Here is a 24,977-nt window from a genome sequence, read left to right on the forward strand (position 1 = left end):
CGACCGGACACACACCGACCGCGATGTCGGACTCGGACTGATTCCCCACCGGCAAGGCTCCGCGGAAGCCGGCCAGTCCGACGGTATTGGGCCCGACTGCCACCCGCGGCCCGGAGGTCAGGTGGCACGGCCCCGTCCCTGACGGACACGCGTCATCCGTGACGTCGGCCGTGTGTCAGCCGATGCCGAACGCCCCGGTCGGCGGCTCGGGCGAGGGGACGGCGTCCTCGTCCCGTACCGGGAGGGCGCCGCCGATGAAGTCCCGGAGCGCGGTGCCGTGTTCCACCCGGGCCGGGAAGGCGTCGGCGGCGGTGGCGCGGGACAGTGCGGCGACGTCCAGGGGGTGGTGGGCCGCGGCGAGGACCGCGTTGCCGAAGCGGCGTCCGCGCAGCACTCCCGGCTCGGCGATCAGCGCCAGCTCCTCGAACCGCGTTCCCAGCGTGGCCAGCTGGGAACGCAGGAAGGCGAACGGGGCCGCGTCCGGAAGGTTGGCGAGGTAGACCCCGCCGGGCCGCAGCACACGCGCGGCCTCATGGACGTAGGCCACGGAGGTCAGGTGGGCCGGCACCCGTGAGCCGCCGAACACGTCGGCGACCAGGACATCCGCGCTGTCGTCGGGTGCCGCCGCCAGCCACGCGCGGGCGTCCGCCGCGTGCAGCGTGACGTCGGCGCCCGCGGGGAGGGGCAGTTCCCCGGTGACGAGGTCCAGCAGTTTCCGGTCGAACTCCACGACGTGCTGCCGGGAGCCGGGCCGGGTGGCGGCCAGGTAGCGGGGCAGGGTGAGCGCACCGCCCCCGAGGTGCAGGGCGTCCAGCGGGGCCCCCGGCTCGGCGGCCACGTCGAGGACGTGCCCGAGCCGCCGGGCGTACTCGAACTCCAGGTGCGTCGGCTCGTCGAGGTCGACGTACGACTGCGGGGCCCCGTCGACGGTGAGCAGCCAGGCCCGCTCCCGGTCCACGTCGGGCATCAGCTTGGCGGTGCCGTGACCGACGGCACGGACCACGGGGACGGATTCGCTCACCGCCCCATTGTCCCCGTGGCCCGTACGCGCGGCCGCCCGCCCCCCGTGAGCGGGAGCGGGCGGCCGTCCGCGGCTCAGCCGACCGACGTCACGGTGCCGGCGCCGACGGTGCGTCCGCCCTCACGGACGGCGAACCCGAGCCCGGCCTCCAGGGGCACGTCCCGGCCCAGCTCGACCGTCATCGTGACCGTGTCCCCGGGCCGGGCCACCGCCGCCTCACCGAGGTCCACTTCACCCACGACGTCCGCCGTGCGGATGTAGAACTGCGGCCGGTAGCCGGTCGTCACCGGTGTCGTACGGCCGCCCTCGCGGGCCGACAGCACGTACACCTGCGCGGTGAAGCGCCTGCCCGGCACCACGCTGCCCGGCGCGGCGACCACGTGCCCGCGTCGCACCGCGTCCCGCGGCACACCGCGCAGCAGCAGCGCCACGTTGTCACCGGCCTGCGCCTCCTCCATGGGCTTGCCGAAGGTCTCCAGGCCGGTCACCACGGTCTCCACCCCGGCGCCGAGCACCTCGACCCGGTCGCCGACGCGGATCGTGCCCCGCTCGACCGCTCCGGTGACGACGGTGCCCCGGCCGGTGATGGTGAGCACGTTCTCCACCGGCAGCAGGAACGGCGCGTCCAGGTACCGCTCGGGCATGGGCACATAGGTGTCCACCGCGTCCAGCAGCGCGTCGATCGACGCCGTCCAGCGCGGGTCGCCCTCCAGCGCCTTGAGCCCGGAGACCCGTACGACGGGCGCGGACTCGCCGCCGTAGCCGTGCGCGGAGAGCAGGTCGCGGACCTCCAGCTCGACCAGGTCGGTCAGCTCCTCGTCGCCGGCGTCGGCCTTGTTGATCGCCACGACGATGTGGTTCACGCCCACCTGGCGGGCGAGCAGGACGTGCTCGGCGGTCTGCGGCATGATCCCGTCGAGCGCGGAGACGACGAGGATCGCCCCGTCGAGCTGCGCGGCGCCGGTGACCATGTTCTTGACGTAGTCGGCGTGGCCGGGCATGTCGACATGCGCGTAGTGCCGGGTGTCGGTCTCGTACTCGACGTGCGCGATGTTGATGGTGATGCCGCGGGCGGCCTCCTCCGGGGCCCGGTCGATGCGGTCGAACGGCACGAAACTGCCGGAGCCGCGCTCGGCGAGGACCTTGGTGATGGCGGCGGTCAGGGTGGTCTTGCCGTGGTCGACATGGCCCATCGTGCCGATGTTCAGATGCGGTTTGGTGCGGACGTACGCCGTCTTGGACATGGCGGTACCTCGAAGCCTCTCGGTGATGTCGCGTGGTGACGCGTGACGGCCCCGGGCGCGGCGGGTCGGCGCGCGGCCGGGACGGGGACCCCGGGAACCTGGCCGACCCTCCCCCTGGGGGGTCCGCCGGACGATCCGGGGAGGGTCAGCTTCGGGCGCCGTCGACAGCGGCGAGGAAAGCGGGAACGGCAGCCTTCGGCGCATCCGCGACGGCGGATGCTGCGAGGTGGAAGGCGTACCGGAACATGCGTCGATCATCGCCGACGCCCCGCCCCGCGTCGAATGGTTTTCCGGGCCGACCGGACCGGACCTGGCCGGCCCGAGCTACCGGGCGCCGATGTTCTTCAGCGCCTCCCGCACCGACAGCGGCGCGAACCGTCCCCGTTCACGGGCGAGGAAGTCCCGTACGGCGTCGGGGTCGGTCTTGGCGTACTCGCGCAAGCACCAGCCGATGGCCTTGCGGATGAAGAAGTCCGGGTGGCCCGACTGGCGCAGGCAGTATCCGAAGAGGCGTTCGGTGTCGGTGCGTTCCCTGTAGCGCAGCTGGTGGAGCAGGGCGGTGCGGGCCAGCCACATGTCGTCGTCGGTGATCCAGGCGTCCATGTCGGCGGTGAGCGCCGGGTCGGCGGCGACCAGCGCCCCGACGACGTGCGCGGCGAGCAGGTCGACGGTGTCCCACCACGGGACCGTGGTGAGCAGGTGCCGGGTGACGGGGAGAAAGGCGGAGGAGCAGTGCCGTACGTGCCGGCGCAGATAGTCCACGGCGAAGTAGTGGTATTCGCGCTCGGGCAGCGCCCAGCAGCGCAGCGCGACGGCGGCGCAGTCGGACTCGTCGGGCCGGGGCAGTCCCGCCGTGACGGTGCGGGACAGGGCGCGGCGGACCGGGGTGGTCAGGCCGAGGAAGGGGGCGACGTCCTTCATGTACGCCCGCATCGCCGGGGCCCGCTCCGGGTCGGCCGCCGGCCGGTAGGCGGCGGTGAGCCGCTCCAGCACCGTGTCGGCGAGCGGGCTGCCCGGCACACGCGGTGCCGGGGCCGCCGTCCCGTCTCCTGTGACGCGCATGAGACGAACACTACGGCGATCACACATATTTGTCGGTTAGTGTCACCGGATGCTCGATGCCACCACCCGCTCTGGGGGCACCGCCGCGGTCTCTCCCCGGGCCGCCGCACCCGACCTCGCGGTCGCCGTCCCCACGGCCGCGCCCGCTCTCGCACCCGCCTCGGGTTTCGCCGCGCGGTGCGCCAGAGTCCTGCTGTCGCCGTGGTCGCGGCTGTCCCTGCTCGTCGTGCTGCTCGCCGCCGCGGCGTCGGCGATGCTCGTCCTCGAGCCGCAGCGGCTGCTGACCGAGGGCTGGCCCGACCGGCTCGGCGGGGCCGTGGCGGTCGTGGCGTACGCGGTGGCCTACGGGGTCTGCACGGTGGCGTTCGTGCCGCGTCCGCTGCTGAACCTGGCCGCGGGGGCGCTGTTCGCCTCCCAGCTGGGGCTGGTCGCGGCGCTGGGCGGCACGGTGCTGGGCGCCGGGCTGGCCTTCTGTCTGGGGCGGGCGCTCGGCCAGGAGGCGCTCCGTCCGCTGCTGCGCGGACGCTGGCTGAAGGCCGCGGACGACCAGCTGAGCCGGCACGGGTTCCGCTCGATGCTGGCGGCCCGGCTGTTCCCCGGCATCCCGTTCGCCGCCTCGAACTACTGTGCCGCGGTCTCCCGTATGGGCCTGCTGCCGTTCCTGCTGGCGACGGCGCTCGGCTCGATCCCGAACACCGCCGCCTATGTCGTGGCCGGCGCCCGCGCCTCGACGCCGACGTCCCCGGCCTTCCTGATCGCGCTGGCCTGCATCGCCGTACCGGGCCTGGCGGGCGCGGTGGTGGCGTGGCGCAAGCGGCACCGGCTGACCGGCCGGTGAACCGGCCGGCGGGGCGTCAGACGCGTTCGACAATCATCGCGTTGGCCAGTCCGCCCGCCTCGCACATGGTCTGCAGCCCGTAGCGGGCGCCGCGTTCACGCATCGCGTGGACCAGGGTCGTCGTCAGCCGGGTGCCGCTGGCGCCGAGCGGATGGCCGAGGGCGATGGCGCCGCCGTGGACGTTGACCTTGGCGAGGTCGGCTCCGGTCTCCTGCTGCCAGGCCAGGACCACGCCGGCGAACGCCTCGTTGACCTCGAAGAGGTCGATGTCGTCGAGCGCGAGTCCCGTCCGGCGCAGCACCTTCTCGGTGGCCGGGACGACACCGGTGAGCATCAGCAGCGGGTCGGAGCCGGTGACGGCGAAGCCGTGCAGCCGCGCGAGGGGACGCAGACCGAGCCGGGCGGCGGTCTCGCCCGAGGCGATGAGGACGGCGGAGGCGCCGTCGTTGACGGGGCTGGCGTTGCCCGCCGTGACGTTCCACTCGATCTGCGGGAAGCGCTCGGCGAAGACCGGGTCGTGGTAGGCGGGCCGCAGTCCCGCCAGGACCTCGGTGGTGCTGTCGGGGCGTACGCACTCGTCACGTGTGAGGCCTTCCAGGGGTGCGACCTCGGCGTCGAAGAGTCCGGCGTCCCAGGCCGCGGCGGCCCTGTGGTGGGAGGTGACGGCGAAGCCGTCCATCCGCTCGCGGCCGATCGACCACTTGGCGGCGATGAGTTCGGCGCTGATGCCCTGGGGGACGAGCCCCTCCGGGTAGCGCTCGGCGACCCCGGGACCGAAGGGGTCCTTGCCCTCGGGCACGTTGGACCACATCGGCACCCGGCTCATCGACTCCACACCGCAGGCGATGACGAGGTCGTACGCGCCCGCCACGACGCCCTGGGCCGCGAAGTGCACGGCCTGCTGGGAGGAACCGCACTGGCGGTCCACTGTGGTGGCCGGAACGGACTCCGGCAGACCGGCGGACAGGGCGGCGTAGCGCGTGGTGTTCATGGCCTGCTCGCCGACCTGGTCGACGGCGCCGCCGATGACGTCGTCGATCAGCGCGGGATCCACCCCGGAGCGCTCGACGAGGGCGCGCAGGGTGTGGGCGAGGAGTTCGACGGGGTGGACGTGGGCGAGGGCCCCGTGCGGTTTGCCCTTGCCGATGGGGGTGCGTACGGCTTCGACGACGACTGCGTCACGCATGGGGCCTCCTTGGCCGCCCGGACGATGCCGGGGCGATGCAGGAACGACGTACCGGTGAGAACGACGTACCGATGAGTAGGAAATCCGAACTCACCATAGCGCCGTCGGTTGGAAAAACAAACCCGCGAGTTGGACAACCAAACCCTCACCTAGACTCGGACGTATGGCCGCTCCCAAAGACCCGCGCCCCTGCTCGATCGCCGACGCGCTCGCACTCGTCGGCGAGAAGTACTCCCTGCTCGTGCTGCGGGAGGTGTGCCTCGGCAACGGCCGCTTCGACCAGTTGGTGCGCAACATCGGCGCCCCGCGCGACGTCCTGGCCGCGCGGCTGCGCCGGCTGGTCGAGGCCGGGATCCTCGCGAAGCACCCCTACAGCGAGCGCCCGCAGCGCTTCGAGTACCGGCCCACCCGGGCGGGGCTGGAACTGGAGCCCGTCCTGCTGCTGCTCAAGGAGTGGGGCGACCGCCATCTGCGGCGGGACGGCGGTCCGCCGATGATGCTCGACCACGGCTGCGGCGAGACGTTCGTGCCGGCCGTCATCTGCCGGACCTGCGGCGACGAGGTACGGCACGAGGAGCTGACCCCCCGTCCGCAGGCACCGGGGTGGACGGTGAGCGGCCCGGCGGCGGCCTGAGCTCCCGGGGTCGGCGAGCCGCGCCGCCCCGGCCCCCGGGGTTCATCTTGGGGCGCTACGCTTCGCCCTCGGCGCGCCTGATCATCGATCACCGCACACGGCGGTCCGGTGTGCCCTAACCCGTTCCGGCCCGGCACTTGGACTCCGCTGACTCATGTCTTGGTTTGAATCCCTCATCCTCGGACTCGTCCAGGGGCTGACCGAGTTCCTTCCCGTCTCCTCCAGCGCGCACCTGCGGCTGACCGCGGCCTTCTCCGGCTGGGAGGATCCGGGCGCGGCCTTCACCGCGATCACCCAGATCGGCACGGAGACCGCGGTGCTGATCTACTTCCGCAAGGACATCGGCCGGATCCTGTCGGCCTGGACCCGCTCCCTGACCGACAAGGAAATGCGCCGGGACCAGGACGCGCGCATGGGCTGGCTGGTCATCGTCGGCTCCATCCCGATCGGTGTGCTGGGGGTGACCCTCAAGGACCAGATCGAGGGCCCCTTCCGCGATCTGCGGCTCACCGCGGCGATGCTCATCGGCATGGGCATCGTGCTCGGCGTCGCCGACCGCCTCGCCGCGCGGGACGAGAGCGGCGGCCGGCACCGGGCCGCCAAACAGCGCAAGGACCTCGGGGACCTGACCGTGAAGGACGGTCTGATCTACGGAATCTGCCAGGCACTGGCCCTCATCCCGGGCGTCTCCCGCTCCGGCGCCACCATCAGCGGCGGCCTGTTCATGGGCTACCGGCGTGAGGCCGCGGCCCGCTACTCCTTCCTGCTCGCCATCCCGGCGGTACTGGCCTCCGGTCTGTTCGAGCTCAAGGACGCCGCGGACGGCGGGCACGTCTCCTGGGGCCCGACGGTGTTCGCGACGGTCATCGCCTTCGTCACCGGGTACGCGGTGATCGCCTGGTTCATGAAGTTCATCTCGACCAAGAGCTTCATGCCGTTCGTCTGGTACCGCATCGCGCTCGGCATTGTGATCATCGTCCTGGTCGGCATGGGCGTCCTCAGCCCGCACGCGGCGGAGTCGGCGGGCTGAGCCCGCGCGGAAGGTGACCGCGGCACGTGACCGAGAGCATAGGGGTCGGGTAGCCGTCCGGTAGCGCACTGTCAGTCCGTGGCCCTAGGCTGGTCCGCATGTCCCCCGAATTAACGACCCCTGGTTCCGTGCGGTCCGCCGCCGAGGTCAACGAGCAGATCCGCGCGCTGTGGCTGCGCACGCGGGGCTCCCTGTCCGCCCAGGAGCGCGCGGAGTACGAGCTGCTCGTGGTCGAGTGGGCCTCGGCGATCCGCGGCCGGGTCGTCGAAGCGGCCTGACCGCCCCGGCCCCTCCCGTCCTCCTCAGCGTCCGCCCGCGACCCGCAGCACCGTCCCCGTGGTGTACGAGGCGTCCGGCGACATCAGCCACGCCACGGCCGCCGCGATCTCCTCGGCCCGCCCCGCCCGCCGCAGCGGAACCGACGCGGCCACCCGCCGGGCACGGTCCGGCGCACCCATCGCGGCATGCATCTCCGTGTCGATCACACCCGGGGCGACCGCGTTGACGCGGATGCCGTCCGGACCCAGCTCCTTGGCCAGGCCCAGGGTGAGCGTGTCGACGGCGGCCTTGGTCGCCGCGTAGTGCACGTACTCGTTCGGACTGCCCAGCGTGGCGGCGCCGGAGGAGATGTTCACGATCACGCCCTCGCCCCGGGGGACCATCAGCTGCGCCGCCCGCCGCGAACACAGCAGCGTCCCCATCAGGTTGACGTCGACGACCCGCCGCAGCGTACCGGTGTCCGCCTCGGTGAACCGCCCCAGCGGCCCGGTCACCGCGGCGTTGTTCACCAGCCCCGTCACCGGCCCCAGCTCCCGCTCCGCCACCTCGAACAGCCGCTCGGCGTCCGCCTCGACCGAGGTGTCCGCGCGCACGGTCACCGCCCGCGCCCCGGCCGCCCGCACCCCCTCCGCCACCGACTCGGCGGCAGCGGCGTCCCGGACGTAGTTCACCACCACGTCGTGTCCCTCCGCCGCGAGCCGCAGACAGGTCGCGGCACCGATCCCCCGGCCACCGCCGGTGACCACCGTGACCAGACGCTTCATGTGTACCTCCTGGCGAAGAGCGCGGAACGAAGATCCTCAGGCTCGCAGATGCGCGAGCACTTCGTCGTCAAGGGCGCAGACCCGCTCCTCCGGCAGCCTCCCCGCCGCACGCTCCAGCCGCCCCTCCCGCACCAGGGAGTGGACCTCCCGGACGAGCGGTGTCACGTCCTCGATGCCCACGATCCACTCGTCCGCGTACCGGGCGGCCGCCTCCCCCGCGAGCCCCAGCTGCAGCGAGCGGTACGGCAACGGCTGGAGACGCAGGTCCCGCTCCGGATCCCACTGCACCCGCGCGGGCGCCTGCCGCAACTCCCGTTTCCAGGCCGCCGCGTCACCGTGCAGAACGGGGACGTAGTGCGACAGACACGCGTTCCGCAACGCCCAGACGAATCCCTCCCGGCTGATCTCCACGGCCAGCACGGTCTCCTGGTCCTTCTTCGTGGCCCACCCGCAGCGGTACATCATCCACAGGAAGGACGGCTTGGTCAGTTGACTGCACTAGCTCAGGCCACGGCTCGACTCCGTGACCTTGGTTCACGAGCATGCGGGTGTGCATGAAGCTCCTTCGATTCATCGAGATCTGATCGACGGCCGGGTACGGCTGCCCCGGATGGGGGCGGTGGTAGAAGGCGAGTCGCCTTCGCTGCCGTGGCGGGTGGTGGATGCTGCTGGTCGGGAGATCGAGCCGGTCAGCAGTTACCTTCGGGACCGGATGCTGGGCGATGCCAGCCCGCTGACATGTCGCAGCTACGGCTTTGACCTGCTGCGCTGGTACCGGGTGCTCTGGGCACTGGATGTGGGCTGGGAGCAGGCCACCGAGGCGGAGACCGCCGCGTTGGTGGGCTGGCTCCGCTCGGCTCGCAACCCACAGCGCCAGCGCCGGGCAGGTGGCCACCGGGCCGGGACGGTTAACCCGAAGACGGGCAAGCCGACGCTTCGGGGCGGGTACGCTCCGGCGACCATCGCTCACAACCTTTCGGCAGTTCATGGGTTCTACGCCTTTCACCTGCACTTCGGCCGGGGTCCGGTGGTGAACCCGGTGCCTGAGAGCAGGGCACGCCGTGCTGCGCTCGCGCACCTGTCGCCGATCGAGGCTCGCGCCGCGTACCGGCGCGGTCGGCTGCGGCCGAAGGTGCCTGCCCGGCAACCGCGGGCACTGCCCGATCACCAGTGGGACGAACTGTTCACTCAGATGAAGTGCGCACGGGACCGGGCATTGCTGTCCTGCTACGTCTCGTCTGGCGCCCGAGCATCCGAATTGCTAGGGGTCGAACTCGGAGACGTCGACTGGACCAAGGGCCAGTTGTGGGTGATCTCCAAAGGCAGCCGGGCCCGACAACCGGTCCCGGTATCGCCCGAGGCCCTCGCCCACCTCGCCGCCTACCTGGAGGATGCCGGGCTCCCACCCGACGGCATGCCACTCTGGCGCACCCGCCGCGGCCAGCCGAGACCGCTGACCTACTGGGCGGCCCGCCGCATCATCCAGCGCGCGGACGAAGCGATCGGGGCGAACTGGACGCTGCACGACCTGCGGCACACCGCCGCGACCCGACTCGCCCGCGACCCGGAGCTGACGCTGGTGGAGGTGCAGACGATCCTGCGACATGCCCATATCAGCACCACGGCCCTCTACACCGTGGTCGGGCTGGACGACCTGGTGGACAAGCTCGCAGAGCACTACGCACGGCCGGTCCAGCCGACCACGTGGCCCCAGCGATACGAGGCGAGCGACATCGAGGCGGTGTTCGGTGCCGGGCGCTAAAGTCGGCGACAGCCTGCGGCTTCAAGGCCCGACGACCAATCGGGTCCGCCGTCATGAGAGTGCCGAAGGCCGGGTGGCGACCGGAAACTTCGAGCCCACTGCCATCATTCCCGCCCCTCCGCCACGGCCGATGCGGCCGCCTCGCTCGCTTGGGGACTTCGCGACGGCCTCGATGGAGGAGATCACCGAGGTGGTCATCGGGCACTTCCTGCCTGCCGGCTCCAAGACGTGGCGAGCACGTCAAGAAATGCAGGAGTTCCTCGGCTACCTGACCCGATTTCCCGGAGACACCTGGCAGGAGCGCTGGGAAGCGGCCGGCCACGACGCGGGCATTCCCGTCGGCCGGGTCGCTGGGGACGACCGTGCCCTGAGTCGTCGGCTGAGCGCGGCGGCGGGCCGATGCTTCGCCATGCGGTTGATCCGACCCACGCTGCTGGGCCTGCGCTCCAACACCTTCACCCGCTACACCCCGTGGTTCCGCAGCATCGCGAATGATCCGTGGCTGGAGGAGTTCTGCGAGCGGGTCGATCAGCTGCCCGTCGGCTCCTCCCGTCGTGGCCGGGCGAAGTCCGACGTCTGCTACGCGTTGACGGTCTTCGGGATCGACCTGGACGGGCTCACGCCCGAGGCCCTACTGCACTACGCCGTCGAATGCCGAGCCCATGCTCTGGCCGGGGAAGACGCCGAGTCCGGCACCTTCTCCGGCACACTGGCCTGGCCGGTGTTGCACGAAATGGGGCAGTTCCCGCGCTCCGCTCCGCGAACTCTGCGGGCTGCTGTCACCCGAGGGCAGTTGTCGATCGAGGAAGCCGTAGACCGCCATCAGCTGCGCAACCGCGAGGTGCGGGACCTGTTGGTGGAGTACGTACGCCGCCGCTCCGCCGAGCTGGACTACTCGACCCTGCGGCACCTGATCACCCGCCTGGTCAAGACGTTCTGGAAGGTGATCGAGGAGATCAATCCCGAGCAGGCCGACCTGCGGCTGTCGGAGGAGACCTTCACACAGTGGAAGGAGAAGCTGCTGGTCCTGCCCGGCGGCAAGCCCCGCCTGGACATGGACGGCCCGCTGCTGGCGGTCCGGTCCCTCTACCTCGACCTGCACACCTGGTCCGTCGCCGAGCCCGAGCGGTGGGCGAAATGGGTCGCGCCCTGCCCGGTCCGGGACGCCGACCTGCGCCACTTTCAGCTGCGCCGGCGCCGCCTGAACGAACGGATCGCCAACCGCACGCGCGTCCGTCAGCCGCTGCTGCCGATCCTCTCCCAGCACGTCAACGACACCTGGCACCAGCGCAGAGAGCTGCTGAAGGCCGCGCAAAGCGTCAGACCCGGCGAAGAGTTCGTGCACGACGGCACCACATGGCTGCGGGTGTCTTGCAACGAGCGCCACAACCGGCCCCCGGTCCGTGTGGTCAATCGTTCCACTGGCGACCTCGTACGCGTCTCCCAGGACGAGAACGCCGCGTTTTGGCAGTGGGCCGTCGTGGAGACACTCCGGCTGGCCGGCCTGCGCGCCGAGGAACTCACCGAACTGAGCCACCTCAGCGTCCGGCAGTACCAGCGCCCGAACGGCGAGGTCGTCGCGCTCCTGGTCGTCAGCCCGTCCAAGAGCGAACGTGAACGCGTCATCCCCATGTCGGCCGAGCTGTTCCACGTCATCGCCCAGGTCATCCGCCGCCACCGCCAGGAACACGGCACCGTCCCGGTCTGCGCCCGATACGACCTGCACGAGAAGGTTTGGAGCGAGGAGCTGCCCTACCTCTTCCAGACCGTCCACAGCAGCAGCCAGCGCGGCATGTCCAGCACGACGGTGTGGCGCATCGTGCGACGTGCGTGCAATGAGCTGGCCGCCACGCACCCGGAGTTCGCCAACGTGCACTTCGCCCCGCACGACTTCCGACGGCTGTTCGCCACCGAGCTGGTGAACAACGGTCTGCCCATTCACATCGGCGCCGCCCTGCTCGGGCACCTCGACATCCGCACCACCCGCGGCTACGTCGCGGTCTTCGACGAGGACGTCATCAGCCACTACCACCAATTCCTCGCCCGACGCCGAGGAACGCGACCGGTCGAGGAGTACCGGGAGCCCACCCGCGACGAGTGGGAGGACTTCCAGGAGCACTTCGACAAGCGCCGGGTCGAACTCGGCTCCTGCGGCCGTCCCTACGGCACCCCGTGCGCGCACGAACACGCCTGCATCCGCTGCCCGATGCTCAGCATCAACCCGAAGATGCTGCCCCGCCTCAACGAGCTGGAAGAGGACCTCCTCGCCCGCCGCAAACGAGCCGTCGAAGAGGACTGGCGAGGCGAGATCGAAGGCCTCGATCTGACGCTCACCTTCTTGCGGAGCAAGCGCGAGCAGGCCCACCGCTTCCAGCGCAGCGATCCTGTCTCCCTCGGAATGCCTGCGATCCCCCATCAGAAACCCCAGGCCACAGAGAGGTAAGCAGCACTGCGAACACCAGAAACGCGGCCTGGGTCAGAATCAGGCGCATGGATGTTCCCAAGCTGCTGGAAGCCGCCTCCCTGCTCGTCCCCGAGGAAATGGCCACCGAGAACGACATCACGGTGGCCGACGTCTGGGAGTACCTCACCCACGACGAGTGGGAGGTGGCCCTTGACCTGCTGGAGGAACTCGGAGACGTCCAACCGCTTCCCCTGAGTTTCTGGGAAACCCTGGCCACCGCTGCCGAACAGATGCGGCTGGAGACGAGTGCGGCCTGGTGCCACTGGCGCTGCTACGAAACCCGCAACGGCATCATCCGGGCCGACCTCACGCTCCGCCCGGCCGCCGAGGCCAGACGACAGACGCCCATCTCCGGCGCCGGCGTCCTGCGACCGATGTGGAACATCGGAAACCGAACCCCGACCGGCGAACCGGCCCTCAACATCGCCATGCTCTGGGTTGAACGCACGCCCTTCCTCGAACCTGGCGGACGAGCCTCGGTGCGACTCGCGCCCCTTGACCCTCAGCAGTGGCAGCACCTTGAGCCCGGCCAAGTGATCACCATGCACGAGGACCGATCCGTGGCCGGGACGGCAGTCGTCCTGGAAGTTCAGCGACCTCCGGCCACGCCTACGGCATAGGAAAGGGGGCCAACGGCTCCTGGCGTTGGTGCAGAGAAGATCCACGTCATGCGCTCCCGGCTCCAGGACGACGTGAACCTGCCGTGGCGTGCGGCGGCGAGGCCGATGCCGGGGCGGTAGGCCTGGTAGACGGTGACGGTGGAATCGGTGTGGTGGGCGCGCACCTCGAACTTCGGGCGCCGGTCCGTTTGGTGGTTCACGGCGTACAGCCTCGGCCGGACCGTACGTCGAAGGCCAGTGAATATCCGCGCACGCCCCTTGGCTGCGCCCGCCGCATGGCCAACACTGTGCCGATGACCCAGCGTGTGGAGCTCGCGACGGTGAGGGACCGACTGGCCGTGGACGGACTCGTCACCGAGTACGCGGTGGCCGTGGACGACGGTGACTGGGAGGCGTACCGGGCCCTGTTCACGCCCGGCGGGCGGGCGGACTACCGCTCGGCCGGCGGTATCGAGGGGAGCGCCGGGACGGTGGCCGGATGGCTCGCGGAGAGCCTCGGGGGTTTTCCCGTACGGCAGCATCTGATCGTCAACCGGCGGGTGCGGTTCGGGATCTGGGAGCAGGACCGGGGCGACACGGCCGAGGTGCGGGCCGACTACGTGAACCCGATGGGCCGCACCGGGGCCGGGGGCGCGCCCACCGAGCCGGACTTCGTGTGCGGCGGCCGGTGCGTGTTCGCGGTGCTGCGCACGGACGACGGCTGGCGGCTGACCGGGGTGGTCGTGCGGGAGATGTGGCGCCGCGTACCCGACCGGCGAACGGCTCCTGTGATCCACTGATCCGGTGTGCGGTGTCGCCGATCACGTCCGCGACGCACACTGGAGGCACCACGGGGTAGGGAGGCGCCTATGAAGTCGCTCGGCCACTGGCTCGCCTCCCCCTGGCGCCGCTCGACCGCCGCCGCGGTCGCCGGCGCCCTGCCCGTCCTGGCGTTTCCCGCCCCGTCCCTGTGGTGGTTCGCCTACGTCGCCCTGGTCCCGTGGATTCTGCTGGCCCGTACGGCCGCGACGGGGAGGCGGGCGGTGTTCGACGGCTGGTGGGGCGGGTTCGGGTTCATGCTGGCCATGCACCACTGGCTGCTGCCGAACCTGCATGTGTTCACGTTCGTCATCGCCGCGCTGCTGGGCGCGCTGTGGGCGCCGTGGGGGTGGCTGGTGCGGCGGCTGCTGGGCGGGGCGCCGTCGCGGGGCCGGGTGGCGGCCGCACTCATCGTGGTGCCGTCGGGATGGCTGGCGATCGAGCTGGTCCGCTCCTGGCAGGGGCTCGGCGGCCCCTGGGGGGTGCTCGGCGCGAGCCAGTGGGAGGTGGAGGCCGCGCTGCGGCTGGCGTCGGTGGGCGGGGTGTGGCTGGCGAGTTTCGCGGTGGTGGCGCTGAACGTCGCGGTGGCGGTGCTCCTCGCGGTCCGGCGGGCCCGGATACCGGCCGTGGCCGGGCTGGTCGCCGTGGCCGCGGTCGTCTCCGCCGCCTGGTTGTGGTCGCCCCGCCCGGACACCGGCGAGCGGGTCCGCGTCGCGCTCGTGCAGCCGGGGGTCGTCGCCGGGCGCGACAGCGCCGACCGCCGCTTCGACCTGGAGGAACGGCTCACGCGCGAGCTGGCCGGCCAGGACGTCGGCCTGGTCGTCTGGGGCGAGAGCAGCGTCGGCTTCGACCTCGGGGACCGGCCCGACCTCGCGCGGCGGCTGACCGCGCTGGCGGACGGGACGGAGGCGCGGATCCTGGTCAACGTGGACGCCCGGCGCTCGGACCGGCCCGGCATCTACAAGAGTTCGGTGCTGATCGGCCCGGACGGCCCCACCGGGGACCGCTACGACAAGATGCGGCTGGTTCCGTTCGGCGAGTACATCCCGGCGCGCTCCCTGCTGGGCTGGGCGACCTCCGTCGGCAGGGCGGCCGGCGAGGACCGCCGGCAGGGCTCCGAGCAGGTGGTGATGGACGCGGGGAACGGGCTGCGGATCGGCCCGATGGTGTGCTTCGAGTCGGCGTTCCCCGACATGAGCCGGCATCTCGCCCAGGACGGCGCCGACGTGCTGCTCGCCCAGTCCTCCACCTCGACGTTCCAGCAGAGCTGGGCGCCGGCCCAGCACGCCTCGCTCGCCGCGCTGCGCGCCGCCGAGACCGGCCGCCCGATGGTGCACGCGACCCTGACGGGCGTCTCCGCCGTGTACGGACCGGACGGCGGGCCGGTCGGCCCGCGGCTCGGCACGGACACCGCTGCCGCGCAGGTGTACGAGGTGCCGCTGTCGCACGGCACCACGCTCTACGTCCGTTTCGGCGACTGGCCGCTGCACGCGGCGCTGCTGATCCTCGCGGTCTGGGGCGTCGCCGAAGCGGTGCGCGTCAGGCGGAGCGCTCGTGGATCGCTCGTACCACCCGCTCGCACAGCTCATGGGTCGCCAGCGCGTCCCGGGCGCTGAGCACCTCGCCCGCGCGCACGGCGTCCAGGAAGGCGAGCACGACCTGCTCGATGCCCCGCTGGCGCGCCACCGGCACCCAGTCCCCGCGCCGCCGCACGGTCGGCTGCCCCTTGTGGTCGATCACCTCGGCGAGGTTGACCACCTGGCGCTTGGTGTCCTGCCCGGAGACCTCCAGGATCTCCTCGGCGGAACCGCTGAGCCGGTTCATCACCCCCAGTGCGGTGAAGCCCTCCCCCGCGAGCTGGAGCACCACGTGGTGCAGCAGCCCGTCCACGGTGCGGGCGCGCACGGTCACGTCGTCGACCTGGCCGGGCACCAGGAAGCGCAGGGTGTCCACGACGTGGATGAAGTCGTCGAGGACCATGGTGCGCGGGTCCTCCGGCAGCCCGGTGCGGTTCTTCTGCATCAGGATCAGCTCGCGCGGGTGGTCGGCGCACTGCGCGTAGCCGGGGGCGAAGCGGCGGTTGAAACCGACGGCGAGGCTGGTGCCCCGCTCCTCGGCGAGGGCCACCAGCCGCTCGGAGTCGGCGAGTTCGTAGGCGAGCGGCTTGTCGACGTACGTCGGTACGCCCGCCTGGAGGAGGCGGGTCACGATCTCCGGGTGGACGTGGGTCGGCGCGTGCACGAAGGCCGCGTCGAGGTCCTGGTCGAGCAGGGAGCCGAGGTCCGCGTGGCGCCGCCCGGGCGGGAGGTGGAGGCCGTCGGCGACCCGTTCGAGCGTCGCGGGGGTGCGGGTCTGCAGGTGCAGTTCCACTCCGGGCAGGCCGGAGAGCACCGGAAGGTAGGCCTTCTGCGCGATGTCGCCGAGTCCGATGCAGCCGACCTTCACGGGGTGTTCTCCTCTAGCCCTTGCCTGCCGTGGTCCGCTGGGAGCATACGGCCTTCCCCTCTCCCGGCTCCGACCGAGTGGGCGGTGCTCCCGGGCGGCCGCCAGTCGGCGATGCCGTCGAAGCCGCGCAGGAGCAGCGCCGGCGCGGTCCTCGACAGCGCGGCGAGGGCGTTGTCGCGTACGGCGGTGACGGCGCGGCCGGACGCCATGCCGAGGCGGGCCGCCGTCACGGCCCGGCGGGCGATCGCGGTGGTGCGGGGCAGGCGGGCCGCGGTGTAGGCGGGCAGGTCGCCGCAGTGGTGGGCGAGGGTGACGGCGTCCTCGATGGCCTGGTTGCCGCCCTGGCCGAGGGTCGGCGGCATGGCGTGCGCGGCGTCGCCGGCCAGGGCCACGCGGCCGTGGTGGAAGGCGGGCAGCGGTTCGGTGATGTGGTGGACGTCGTGGCGCAGGACGTCGCCGGGGCGGGCGGCCGCGAGCACCTCGGGGACGGGGGTGTGCCAGTCCCCGTAGAGCCGCAGCAGTTCGGCCCGCTCGTCGTCGGGGGCGCGGGCTCCGGCGGGCGCCAAAGCGGCGGCGTACGCGTAGACCCGGCCGTCCTTGAGCGGATGGGTGCCCCAGAGGCGGCCCCGGCCCCAGGTCTCGTGCGAGGCGAACTCCACGCCTGGCAGGGGGATCACCACGCGCCAGGTGGTGAACCCGGAGTACACCGCGCCGGGGTGGGCGGGGAACAGCGCGCGGCGGACGGCGGAGTGGATGCCGTCGGCGGCCACCACCAGGTCGGCCTCCAGTTCGCCGTCGGGGGTGCCCACGCGGGCGGGACGTCCGGGGTCCGCGGGGTCTCCCGGGTCGAGGAGCCGGGCCGCGGTGCCGGTGCGGACGGCGTCGGACGGCACGCGCGCGGCGAGGTGGCCGATGAGCGTGGCCCTGTGGAGCAGCACGAGCGGCCCGCCGAAGCGCTCGGCCGCGGCGGCGGCGCTGGTGCGGGAGAGCCAGCGCCCGCCGGGCGCGCGCAGTCCTCCGTCCCCCTGCCAGGCCGACAGGGCGCGGATGGCGTCGCCGAGCCCGATGACGTCCAGGGCGCGGAGCGCGTTGGGCGACAGGGAAATGGCGGCGCCGACCGGTTCCAGGGACGCGGCCCGCTCCAGCACCGTCACCCGCACACCGCGCCGGTGCAGGGCGACGGCCGTGGTGAGGCCGCCGATGCCGCCGCCGATCACGATCGCCCGCTCGATGGGTGCCATGACTCCTCCTCCACCGGAACTACATCTGTAGTGAGCGCTGGCTCCAACGTACTACAGCCGTAGTGGTGCGGGTAGTTTGACCTCCATGTCCGCCAGCACCCCGGGCGCCGCCCGTGCCGATCTCGTCGCCGACACCGCCCTCGCCCTGCTCGCCGAGCGCGGGATGCGCGGCCTCACCCACCGCGCGGTCGACGAGGCGGCCGGACTCCCCCAGGGGTCCACCTCGAACCTGGCACGGACCCGGCAGGCCCTGCTGGAACTGGCGGTACGGCGGCTCGCCGAGCGGGAGGCACGGGTTCTCGGGCTGCACGAAATGCCCGATCCGCGGGCCGGCGCCGGCTCCCTGGCGGACGCCCTCGCGCTGGCCGCCCACCGCGTGCTGACGGACAACCGGGAGCTGACCCTCGCCCGCTACGAACTGGCCCTGGAAGCCACCCGCCGCCCCGAGCTGCGGGCGTACTTCGACGCGGCCGGCGCACGCTTCCGCGACCGGCTGACCGCCCTCGTCACCGGACTGGGTTCCACGGACCCGGAGCGTCACGCGCTGTCGCTGATCGCCTGGGCGGACGGCCTGATGTTCTCCTGCGTGGCCGGTTCCTTCAGCGCGCGCGTGCCGGGCCTCGCCGAGGTGCGCGCGGATGTGGGGGAACTGCTGGCCGGAATGCTCGGGACCGGAAATCCCTGGTGAATCCGGTCAGTGGCGGGCGAGGATGGCGGCATGACGACCGAGCGCCGTGAACCCGCCGCCGACGCCGACGAACGCACCATGCTGGAGGGCTGGCTGGACTACCACCGCGGCACCCTCGCCCGGAAATGCGAGGGGCTGAGCGACGAGCAGCTGCGCACCACGTCGGTGCCGCCCTCGGACCTGTCCTTGATGGGCCTGGTGCGGCACATGTCGGAGGTGGAACGGAGCTGGTTCCGCAGGGTGCTCGCCGACGAGGACGCCGGCCCGATCCACTACAGCGAGGCCGACCGGGACGGCGAGTTCCACCTGACCGAGGGGGACACCTGGAAGGAGGCGTACGGCACCTGGCAGGCGGAGATCGCCGCCGCACGGCGCAACGCCGCCGGCTTCGCCCTGGACGATCCCTCCCGGGGCCGCCACCGGTTCAGTGAGAACCCGTACACCCTGCGCTGGATCTACACCCACCTGATCGAGGAGTACGCGCGTCACAACGGGCACGCCGACCTGATCCGCGAACGGATAGACGGCGCCACCGGCGACTGACGTCAGCCCCGGCACCTGCGGAGCGTCCGTACGGGGCGGGAGATCACCCGTGCGGGGCATGCTGTGCCTGTCCGCGCCCTCCGGGGCGGCCGGAGCGAGCAGAGTGGCACGGGTGCATCGAACGACGACCACAGCAACGCTCCTGGTGACCGTGGCGGTCTCCGCCCTCTCGGGCTGCATGACGGTCCAGCGCCCCCTCGCACCCGGCCCGGCGACGGCACCCGCGCAGGGACCCGGGCCCCGCCCGGTCGTGACGGACGATCCGCAGATCGTGCAGGGGCCGGCGAGTGAGGCACTGGAAATGGTCGGCCCCTCCCCGTCCCCGGAGAAGGCGGCGTCGCACCGCGCCACCCCAACGGCCGGGCCGGGCCGGGACACGCCCTCCGACGGCCGGAACGGGCGGACCCGAACCGCCCGGCCGGGGCCGGACGCGAAGGTCCCCCCGCCCCGCCCGCCGGTGGCTCCCCCGGGCACCGCCGGGCCGGTGCGCCCGGACACCGGCGGCGGCGCGGACCTCTGCGCGCTGGGCAGGGAGTACGGCGGCTGGCAGGCGGACAGCCCGGAGGCGACCATCTGCAAGGACACCTACGGCCGCTGAGCCCGGACTCGTCCGCGTCGGGCGCCGTTCGGCCGAAGTCGTCGTCCGGCGCGACGGTGCGGCCGTCGGGCGAGACACCCGTCGACCGGGTCGCGCGGCGTTTCAGAAGTCCTCCCCGGGAATGGTTCCCGTCCACCGGTCGCCCGGTCCGCCGTCCTCGTCCAGCAGGGTCTGCAGCCGCCGGATGGCGGACCGTACGCCCTCGCCGTAGCGGTCGTCGGCGAGGGTGCGGGCGGTGTCCCTGGCCCGGCGGAGGTGGCTGCGGGCGGCGTCGGGGCGGCCGAGGCGGGCGTAGTCGGCGGCGAGGCCGAGATGCAGCGAGGGGTAGAGGGCGCGCACCGCGGGGGATCCCTCGTACGCGCCGAGGCGGTCGTCGGCGACCTCCTCGGCCGCCGTGAGCGCCCGCAGGTCCCAGGCCAGCTCGTCCCCGGGATCGTCCTGGGTGTCGGCGAGGTAGTGGGCGAGCGTGCAGCGGTGCAGCGGGTCGCCGTGCTCGCCGATCTCCGCCCAGATGCCGAGGAAGCGGCGCCGGGCCTCCTCGCGGTCGCCCGCGTGGTGCAGCATCACGACCTGACCGATCCGTGTCAGGACGGCGTCCGGCGCCGCCTGCTGCTGTCGCTCCGCCACCGCGTCCTCCGCACCGCTCGCCGGCTGTCGTCCCCCGACGCTAACCGCAGACCGGGGCGATACCGGACAAGCCGCTCCGTGACGCCCCGAGGGCCGGTCCGGGTGCGGGGCCCCGGTGAGGGGTCCGCACCCGGTGAGGAGCCGTCAGCCGATGTTCGGCACGGTCCAGTCGATCGGCTCGTGGCCCTGCGCGGCCACCGCCTCGTTGATCTGCGTGAACGGACGGGATCCGAAGAACTTCTTCGCCGACAGCGGCGAGGGATGCGCGCCCTTGACCACCACGTGCCGGCTCTCGTCGATCAGCGGGAGCTTCTTCTGCGCGTAGTTGCCCCACAGCACGAAGACCGCCGGGTCGGGACGGCCGGCGACCGCGCGGATGACCGCGTCGGTGAACTTCTCCCAGCCCCGCCCCTTGTGGGAGTTGGCCTCGCCCCCGCGGACCGTCAGCACCGCGTTGAGCAGCAGCACGCCCTGCTCGGCCCACGGCATCAGATAGCCGTTGTCCGGAACGGGCGTGCCCAGCTCGGCGTGCATCTCCTTGTAGATGTTGCGCAGCGACGGGGGGACCTTCACGCCGGGCCGGACCGAGAAGCACAGGCCGTGGCCCTGGCCCTCGCCGTGGTACGGGTCCTGGCCGAGGACCAGGACCTTCACCTTGTCGTACGGCGTCGCGTCCAGCGCCGCGAAGACCTCCTCGCGGGGCGGATGGACGGGACCCTTCGCCCGCTCCTCCTCGACGAACTCGGTCAGCTCCTTGAAGTAGGGCTGCTGCAGTTCGTCGCCCAGAACCCCGCGCCAGGACTCGGGCAGCATGGCGATGTCGGTCACGTCAATGTCCTTACGTGTGCGGTCGCTTCCAGGCCACTGAACCTACAGGCGACCACTGACAACCGGCCCGCGCGGCCGGATGCGCCCGGCTCTACCAGCTGGTCTTCCGGGACAGCTGCCCCACCTTCATGATCGTGGAGGGGTCCAGCGACCGCTCCACGCCCGAGATGTCCCGGCTCGCCGCCACGTACTGCCGGCCCTGCCACAGGGGCAGCAGCCGCACGTCGTCGACGAGGATCTGCTGGGCCTCCTCGAACTGCTTCACCACGTTGCCGCGGTCGCTCTCCCGGCGGGAGCTGGGCAGCAGCTTGTCGGTGATCTCGGTCGCCTCGTAGGGCGTACCCAGTGCGTTCTGCTTGCCGACGAAGGGGGCGATGAAGTTGTCGGCGTCCGGGAAGTCGGGGGACCAGCCGCGCCCGAACACCGGGTACTCGCCCTTCTGGTAGCCCTCGACGTAGGTCTTCCACGGGCGGCTCTTGAGCGTGATGTCGAACAGCTCCGACGCCTCGAGCTGCCGCTCGATCTCCTTGAACTCCAGCGCGGTCTCGGAGCCGTAGCGGTCCGTGGTGTACCACAGGGTGAGCGGGACGGGCTCGGTGATGCCCGCGTCGGTGAGGATCTCCCGGGCCTTGTCGACGCTGGGCTCGCCGTAGTTGTCGAAGAAGCCGGTGGTGTGCCCGGCCAGGCCCTTGGGGACCATGGAGTACAGCGGGTCGACGGTGTCCCTGTAGACCTTGTGCGCGATCGCCGCGCGGTCGACGAGCTGGGCGACCGCCCGCCGCACCGCCTTCTTGCCGGCCCACCGGTCCTTGGGGTTGAACACCAGGTAGTTGATGTCCGTCCCGGTGCCCTCGATGAGCTGGATCTCCTCCTCCTTGGCGGCCCGGCCCTGGAACTCGATGACGTCGCCCGCGGCGAGACCGCGGTAGGTCAGATCGACCTCCCGGTTCCTCAGCGCCTTGACCATGGCGCCGGAATCCTGGAAGTAGCGGAGGGTCACCGCGTCGTTCTTCCGCTCGGCGTAGCCCTTGTAGTGCTCGTTGCGGACGAGTTCGGCCCTCTCGCCGTCCTCGTACGCCTGGAGGGCGTACGGCCCCGAACCGACGACGCCGGTGTCCTCGCGCAGCGCGTCCGACGGGTAGGAGTCGGGGTCGACGATCGACATCGCGGGGGTGGCGAGCACGAACGGGAAGGTGGCGTCCGGCTTGTTGAGGTAGAAGACGACCTCGCGCTCACTGGGGGCCTGCACCCGTTCGAGGCTGCCCAGCAGACCGGCCGGTCCGCCGTTGACGTTGATCTCCCGGATCCGGTCGATCGAGTGCTTGACCGCCTTGGCGTCGAGCGTGTCGCCGTCGGAGAACTTCAGGCCCTCGCGCAGTTCGCAGCGGTAGACCTGGTTGGAGCTGTCGGAGAACTCGCAGCTCTCCGCGGCGTCGGGTTGCGGAGTGGTCGCGCCGACCGGGTAGTTCAGCAGGGTCTGGTAGATGTTGCGGAACAGCTCCCAGGAGTTGTCCCAGGATGCGGCAGGATCCAGCGTGCTGGGCGAGCTGGTGGTTCCCACGACGATAGGTCCCTCGTCGTCCGGATCACCGGACGACAGAATGCCGCATCCGGTTATCAGGGACGATATGGACGCGATGGCCGCCACCCGCCGCAGGCATCGGTTCCGGTTGAACACGCGCACGCTCCTCGATCTGCCATACCAAGGGTCGGCAGACCTTACCGCAGTGACACGCCCACTGACCCTCCTGTGAACGGCCGGTGAGATCGACTTCCGGATGACTACGTTGTCACTCGCCGTCGCGGGGCGGATACGCCGACACGGGCGCCGTTTTCGTCAACGGGCGCCCGTGCCGGGACGGTCCGGGACGGCCCGCGCGCGTGTGCGCGTGGCACGCGCGCGGGCGTCCGGGTCAGGCCACGCCGGCGTTCAGGAACATGCCTCCGTCGACCACCAGGGTCTGGCCGGTGACCCAGTCCGACTGCTCCGAGGTGAGGAAGGCGGCGGCGCCGCCGATGTCGGACGGCACCCCGAGCCGGCCCAGCGGGTAGCCGGCGACGGCCTCCGCCTCCCGGCCCTCGTACAGCGCCTGCGCGAACTTGGTCTTCACCACCGCCGGGGCGATCGCGTTGACCCGCACCTTCGGCGCGAACTCGTGCGCCAGCTGCTGGGTCAGGTTGATCAGCGCGGCCTTGCTGACGCCGTAGGCGGCGATGAACGGAGAGGGCGCGAGGCCCGCGACGGAGGCGATGTTGACGATCGCGCCGCCGTTGTCCTTCTGCCAGGCGTGCCAGGTCTTCTGCGCGAAGCCCAGCGCCGAGATCACGTTGGTCTCGAAGACCTTGCGCGCCACGTTCAGGTCGAGGTCGGCGATCGGCCCGAACACCGGGTTGGTGCCGGCGTTGTTGACCAGGTAGTCGACGCGGCCGAAGGCCTCCATGGCGCGCTCGACGGCGACGGCCTGGTGGCCCTCGTCGTGCGCCTTGCCGGCGACGTACACGGCCCGGTCGGGGCCGAGCTTCTCGACGGCCTCCTTGAGGGCGTCCTCGCCCCGGCCGGTGATGCAGACCCGGTCGCCGCGCGCGACGAGGGCCTCGGCGACGCCGTAGCCGATACCGCGGCTGGCGCCGGTGATGAGGGCGACCTTGCCCGAGAGTTCCACAGCAGTCATGTGTCCGGTCTTCCTAGTCGAGAGGTCCGCCGGCGACGTACAGCACCTGGCCGGAGACGAATCCGGCCGCCTCGCCGGTGAAGAAGGCGATCGCGTTGGCGATGTCCTCGGGCTCGCCGACGCGGGCGACCGGGATCTGGGTGGCGGCGGCGGCCTTGAAGTCCTCGAAGCCCATGCCGACGCGGTCCGCGGTGGCCTTGGTCATCTCGGTGGCGATGAAGCCGGGGGCGACGGCGTTGGCGGTGATGCCGAACTTGCCGAGCTCCTTGGCGAGGGTCTTGGTGAAGCCCTGCAGGCCGGCCTTGGCGGCGGAGTAGTTGACCTGGCCGCGGTTGCCGAGCGCCGAGGAGGAGGACAGGTTGACGATCCGTCCGAACCCGGCGTCGACCATGTGCTTCTGGCAGGCCTTCGACATCAGGAAGGCGCCGCGCAGGTGCACGTTCATGACGGTGTCCCAGTCGGAGACGCTCATCTTGAACAGCAGGTTGTCCCGGAGTACGCCCGCGTTGTTGACCAGGACGGTCGGCGCGCCGAGCTCCTCGGTGATGCGCGCGACGGCGGCCTCGACCTGTGCCTCGTCGGAGACGTCGCAGCCGACCGCGAGGGCCTTGCCACCGGCGGCGGTGATCTGCTCGACGGTGTCCTTGCAGGCCGCCTCGTCGAGGTCGATCACGGCGACCGCGCGGCCCTCGGCGGCCAGTCGTACGGCGGTGGCGGCGCCGATGCCGCGCGCGGCGCCGGTGACGACCGCGACCCGCTGCTCAGTGGTGGACATTGCTGCTTCTCCTCGCCCTTGGGATGCGGCTCCTGCGGCCGGCTCAGTTCAATGAGCGACCGCTTAGTACCTCCAGCAGACGTGACGCTAGAAGCCCTGGCACCCGGTGTCAACGGCACACCGCGCGTGTGTGATCCATTCCCCGCGCGGACGCCCTTTCCGCCGCGCCGTGCCCGTGGTGCCGCCGCCGGCCCGAAGCACCCGATCGGCCCAGCGCGGCGCGCCCCGTCTCCTGGCCGCCCCTAGCGTCGAAGCGCGAGCCACCCGTGGTCGGAAAGGAGCGCTCCATGCGTCGTCGCACCGGTGCCATAGGTACGCTGATCGCGCTCTCCGCGATCGTGCCGCTGGCCGACACCGCGCACGCCCAGGATCTGGACTGCAGCGACTTCACCTACCAGGAGGACGCGCAGACCTTCTTCGACCTGGACCGCAGCGATCCGCACCGGCTCGACGAGGACCCGGGTCCGGACGACGGTGTGGCCTGCGAGGCGCTGCCCCGGCGCGGCCTCACCTCGTCCACGTTCCGTCCCGCACCGGCCAGCCCCGCGCCCACCCGCCCGGCGTCACCGTCGCCGTCCCCGACGACCGCCGCGCCCACCCGGACCGCGACCGCCGCCCCGACGGCGGCTCCCACCTCCGCGCCGGCGAGCCCCACCGTGACGTCCGCCGCGCCGGTGGTTCCCCCCTCCACGGCACCGACACGCGGTGTCGAGGGCGGGCTGGGCGGCTCCTCGGACTCCGGCCCGAGCGGCTGGGACCTGGGCGTCGGAGCGACGTTCGTGACGGGCGCCGTACTCGCGGCGGGACATCTGGTGAAGCGCCGCCGCTCCTGACGACGAGGGGCGGACGGCCGAACGG

General features: G+C 71.9%; 25 protein-coding genes and 2 pseudogenes. 13 read left to right on the top strand and 14 right to left on the bottom strand.

Translation table 11 applies throughout. The features are described 5' to 3' along the window. Positions 1-175 precede the first annotated feature (175 nt). The 3 genes from ACZ434_RS23860 to ACZ434_RS23870 form a co-directional block, all read right to left on the bottom strand. Positions 176-1,021, bottom strand: coding sequence for a spermidine synthase (locus ACZ434_RS23860; RefSeq protein WP_468459039.1), 846 nt, complete (start codon positions 1,019-1,021; stop codon positions 176-178). A gap of 74 nt (positions 1,022-1,095) precedes the next feature. Next, positions 1,096-2,265, bottom strand: coding sequence for an elongation factor Tu (gene tuf / locus ACZ434_RS23865; protein ID WP_468459041.1), 1,170 nt, complete (start codon positions 2,263-2,265; stop codon positions 1,096-1,098). A gap of 324 nt (positions 2,266-2,589) precedes the next feature. Beyond that, positions 2,590-3,327, bottom strand: coding sequence for a DNA alkylation repair protein (locus ACZ434_RS23870; RefSeq protein WP_468459043.1), 738 nt, complete (start codon positions 3,325-3,327; stop codon positions 2,590-2,592). A 49-nt stretch (positions 3,328-3,376) separates the two neighbouring features. On the opposite strand from ACZ434_RS23870, the gene ACZ434_RS23875 reads away from it, so the two are divergent. Next, the gene (locus tag ACZ434_RS23875) at positions 3,377-4,165 is read left to right on the top strand and encodes a TVP38/TMEM64 family protein (protein ID WP_468459046.1); all 789 of its coding nucleotides are present in this window, start codon (positions 3,377-3,379) and stop codon (positions 4,163-4,165) included. A 16-nt stretch (positions 4,166-4,181) separates the two neighbouring features. On the opposite strand, the gene ACZ434_RS23880 is transcribed toward ACZ434_RS23875, so the two are convergent. Continuing rightward, positions 4,182-5,351, bottom strand: a complete 1,170-nt coding sequence (locus tag ACZ434_RS23880) for a thiolase family protein (protein ID WP_468459048.1) — start codon at positions 5,349-5,351, stop codon at positions 4,182-4,184. A 163-nt stretch (positions 5,352-5,514) separates the two neighbouring features. On the opposite strand from ACZ434_RS23880, the gene ACZ434_RS23885 reads away from it, so the two are divergent. From ACZ434_RS23885 to ACZ434_RS23895, 3 genes are all read left to right on the top strand, one after another. Continuing rightward, entirely contained in the window at positions 5,515-5,985 is a 471-nt protein-coding gene (locus ACZ434_RS23885) for a winged helix-turn-helix transcriptional regulator (protein ID WP_468459050.1), read from the top strand. A gap of 154 nt (positions 5,986-6,139) precedes the next feature. Then, complete coding sequence (locus tag ACZ434_RS23890) at positions 6,140-7,015, top strand: undecaprenyl-diphosphate phosphatase (RefSeq protein ID WP_468459052.1); 876 nt, start codon at positions 6,140-6,142, stop codon at positions 7,013-7,015. Between the two features lie 98 nt (positions 7,016-7,113). Beyond that, positions 7,114-7,293, top strand: a complete 180-nt coding sequence (locus tag ACZ434_RS23895; protein ID WP_468459054.1) for a hypothetical protein — start codon at positions 7,114-7,116, stop codon at positions 7,291-7,293. Between the two features lie 24 nt (positions 7,294-7,317). Here the strand turns inward: ACZ434_RS23895 and ACZ434_RS23900 are convergent, their stop codons facing one another. After that, positions 7,318-8,058, bottom strand: a complete 741-nt coding sequence (locus tag ACZ434_RS23900; protein WP_468459056.1) for an SDR family NAD(P)-dependent oxidoreductase — start codon at positions 8,056-8,058, stop codon at positions 7,318-7,320. Positions 8,059-8,094: 36 nt separating this feature from the next. Then, positions 8,095-8,541: pseudogene (locus tag ACZ434_RS23905) on the bottom strand (DUF4291 domain-containing protein); the annotation flags it as partial. A gap of 229 nt (positions 8,542-8,770) precedes the next feature. On the opposite strand from ACZ434_RS23905, the gene ACZ434_RS23910 reads away from it, so the two are divergent. The 3 genes from ACZ434_RS23910 to ACZ434_RS23920 all read left to right on the top strand — a co-directional run bounded on the left by ACZ434_RS23910 (position 8,771) and on the right by ACZ434_RS23920 (position 12,904). Then, a complete protein-coding gene (locus ACZ434_RS23910; RefSeq protein ID WP_468459159.1) occupies positions 8,771-9,820 on the top strand; it encodes a tyrosine-type recombinase/integrase in 1,050 nt (349 codons plus the stop codon). A gap of 172 nt (positions 9,821-9,992) precedes the next feature. Beyond that, the gene (locus tag ACZ434_RS23915) at positions 9,993-12,263 is read left to right on the top strand and encodes a tyrosine-type recombinase/integrase (protein WP_468459058.1); all 2,271 of its coding nucleotides are present in this window, start codon (positions 9,993-9,995) and stop codon (positions 12,261-12,263) included. Between the two features lie 47 nt (positions 12,264-12,310). Then, entirely contained in the window at positions 12,311-12,904 is a 594-nt protein-coding gene (locus tag ACZ434_RS23920) for a hypothetical protein (RefSeq protein ID WP_468459060.1), read from the top strand. 38 nt (positions 12,905-12,942) lie between these two features. Here ACZ434_RS23920 and ACZ434_RS23925 read toward each other — a convergent pair. Further along, positions 12,943-13,113: pseudogene (locus ACZ434_RS23925) on the bottom strand (DUF4291 family protein); the annotation flags it as partial. An 84-nt stretch (positions 13,114-13,197) separates the two neighbouring features. Between ACZ434_RS23925 and ACZ434_RS23930 the strand changes: the two are divergent. Continuing rightward, a complete protein-coding gene (locus ACZ434_RS23930; RefSeq protein WP_468459062.1) occupies positions 13,198-13,683 on the top strand; it encodes a nuclear transport factor 2 family protein in 486 nt (161 codons plus the stop codon). A 69-nt stretch (positions 13,684-13,752) separates the two neighbouring features. After that, the gene (gene lnt / locus ACZ434_RS23935; RefSeq protein ID WP_468459064.1) at positions 13,753-15,318 is read left to right on the top strand and encodes an apolipoprotein N-acyltransferase; all 1,566 of its coding nucleotides are present in this window, start codon (positions 13,753-13,755) and stop codon (positions 15,316-15,318) included. On the opposite strand, the gene ACZ434_RS23940 is transcribed toward lnt, so the two are convergent. Both ACZ434_RS23940 and ACZ434_RS23945 read right to left on the bottom strand, forming a co-directional pair. After that, positions 15,242-16,147: a Gfo/Idh/MocA family protein gene (locus ACZ434_RS23940; protein ID WP_468459066.1), complete on the bottom strand. Its 906-nt coding sequence runs from the start codon at positions 16,145-16,147 to the stop codon at positions 15,242-15,244. The genes lnt and ACZ434_RS23940 overlap by 77 nt on opposite strands. Further along, positions 16,144-17,388 carry an FAD-dependent monooxygenase gene (locus tag ACZ434_RS23945; RefSeq protein ID WP_468459068.1) on the bottom strand — a complete coding sequence of 415 codons (1,245 nt, stop codon included), beginning with the start codon at positions 17,386-17,388 and terminating at the stop codon, positions 16,144-16,146. The genes ACZ434_RS23940 and ACZ434_RS23945 overlap by 4 nt, the downstream gene beginning before the upstream one ends. Positions 17,389-17,473: 85 nt before the next feature. On the opposite strand from ACZ434_RS23945, the gene ACZ434_RS23950 reads away from it, so the two are divergent. The 3 genes from ACZ434_RS23950 to ACZ434_RS23960 all read left to right on the top strand — a co-directional run bounded on the left by ACZ434_RS23950 (position 17,474) and on the right by ACZ434_RS23960 (position 19,217). Continuing rightward, positions 17,474-18,076, top strand: a complete 603-nt coding sequence (locus ACZ434_RS23950; protein ID WP_468459070.1) for a TetR/AcrR family transcriptional regulator — start codon at positions 17,474-17,476, stop codon at positions 18,074-18,076. 30 nt (positions 18,077-18,106) lie between these two features. Then, on the top strand, positions 18,107-18,619 hold the full coding sequence (locus ACZ434_RS23955) for a DinB family protein (protein ID WP_468459072.1): 513 nt from the start codon (positions 18,107-18,109) through the stop codon (positions 18,617-18,619). 112 nt (positions 18,620-18,731) lie between these two features. Beyond that, positions 18,732-19,217: a hypothetical protein gene (locus tag ACZ434_RS23960; RefSeq protein WP_468459074.1), complete on the top strand. Its 486-nt coding sequence runs from the start codon at positions 18,732-18,734 to the stop codon at positions 19,215-19,217. Positions 19,218-19,319: 102 nt separating this feature from the next. On the opposite strand, the gene ACZ434_RS23965 is transcribed toward ACZ434_RS23960, so the two are convergent. The 5 genes from ACZ434_RS23965 to fabG form a co-directional block, all read right to left on the bottom strand. Next, a complete protein-coding gene (locus ACZ434_RS23965) occupies positions 19,320-19,844 on the bottom strand; it encodes a hypothetical protein (protein WP_468459076.1) in 525 nt (174 codons plus the stop codon). A gap of 144 nt (positions 19,845-19,988) precedes the next feature. After that, complete coding sequence (locus ACZ434_RS23970; RefSeq protein ID WP_468459078.1) at positions 19,989-20,672, bottom strand: uracil-DNA glycosylase; 684 nt, start codon at positions 20,670-20,672, stop codon at positions 19,989-19,991. A gap of 91 nt (positions 20,673-20,763) precedes the next feature. Next, positions 20,764-22,350: an ABC transporter substrate-binding protein gene (locus ACZ434_RS23975; RefSeq protein WP_468459080.1), complete on the bottom strand. Its 1,587-nt coding sequence runs from the start codon at positions 22,348-22,350 to the stop codon at positions 20,764-20,766. Between the two features lie 235 nt (positions 22,351-22,585). Further along, a complete protein-coding gene (locus tag ACZ434_RS23980; RefSeq protein WP_468459082.1) occupies positions 22,586-23,344 on the bottom strand; it encodes an SDR family oxidoreductase in 759 nt (252 codons plus the stop codon). A gap of 13 nt (positions 23,345-23,357) precedes the next feature. Next, entirely contained in the window at positions 23,358-24,119 is a 762-nt protein-coding gene (gene fabG / locus ACZ434_RS23985; protein WP_468459084.1) for a 3-oxoacyl-ACP reductase FabG, read from the bottom strand. A 287-nt stretch (positions 24,120-24,406) separates the two neighbouring features. Between fabG and ACZ434_RS23990 the strand changes: the two genes are divergently transcribed. After that, positions 24,407-24,952: an excalibur calcium-binding protein gene (locus ACZ434_RS23990; RefSeq protein WP_468459086.1), complete on the top strand. Its 546-nt coding sequence runs from the start codon at positions 24,407-24,409 to the stop codon at positions 24,950-24,952. Positions 24,953-24,977 lie beyond the last annotated feature (25 nt).

Source organism: Streptomyces sp. NPDC030893, assembly GCF_055571535.1.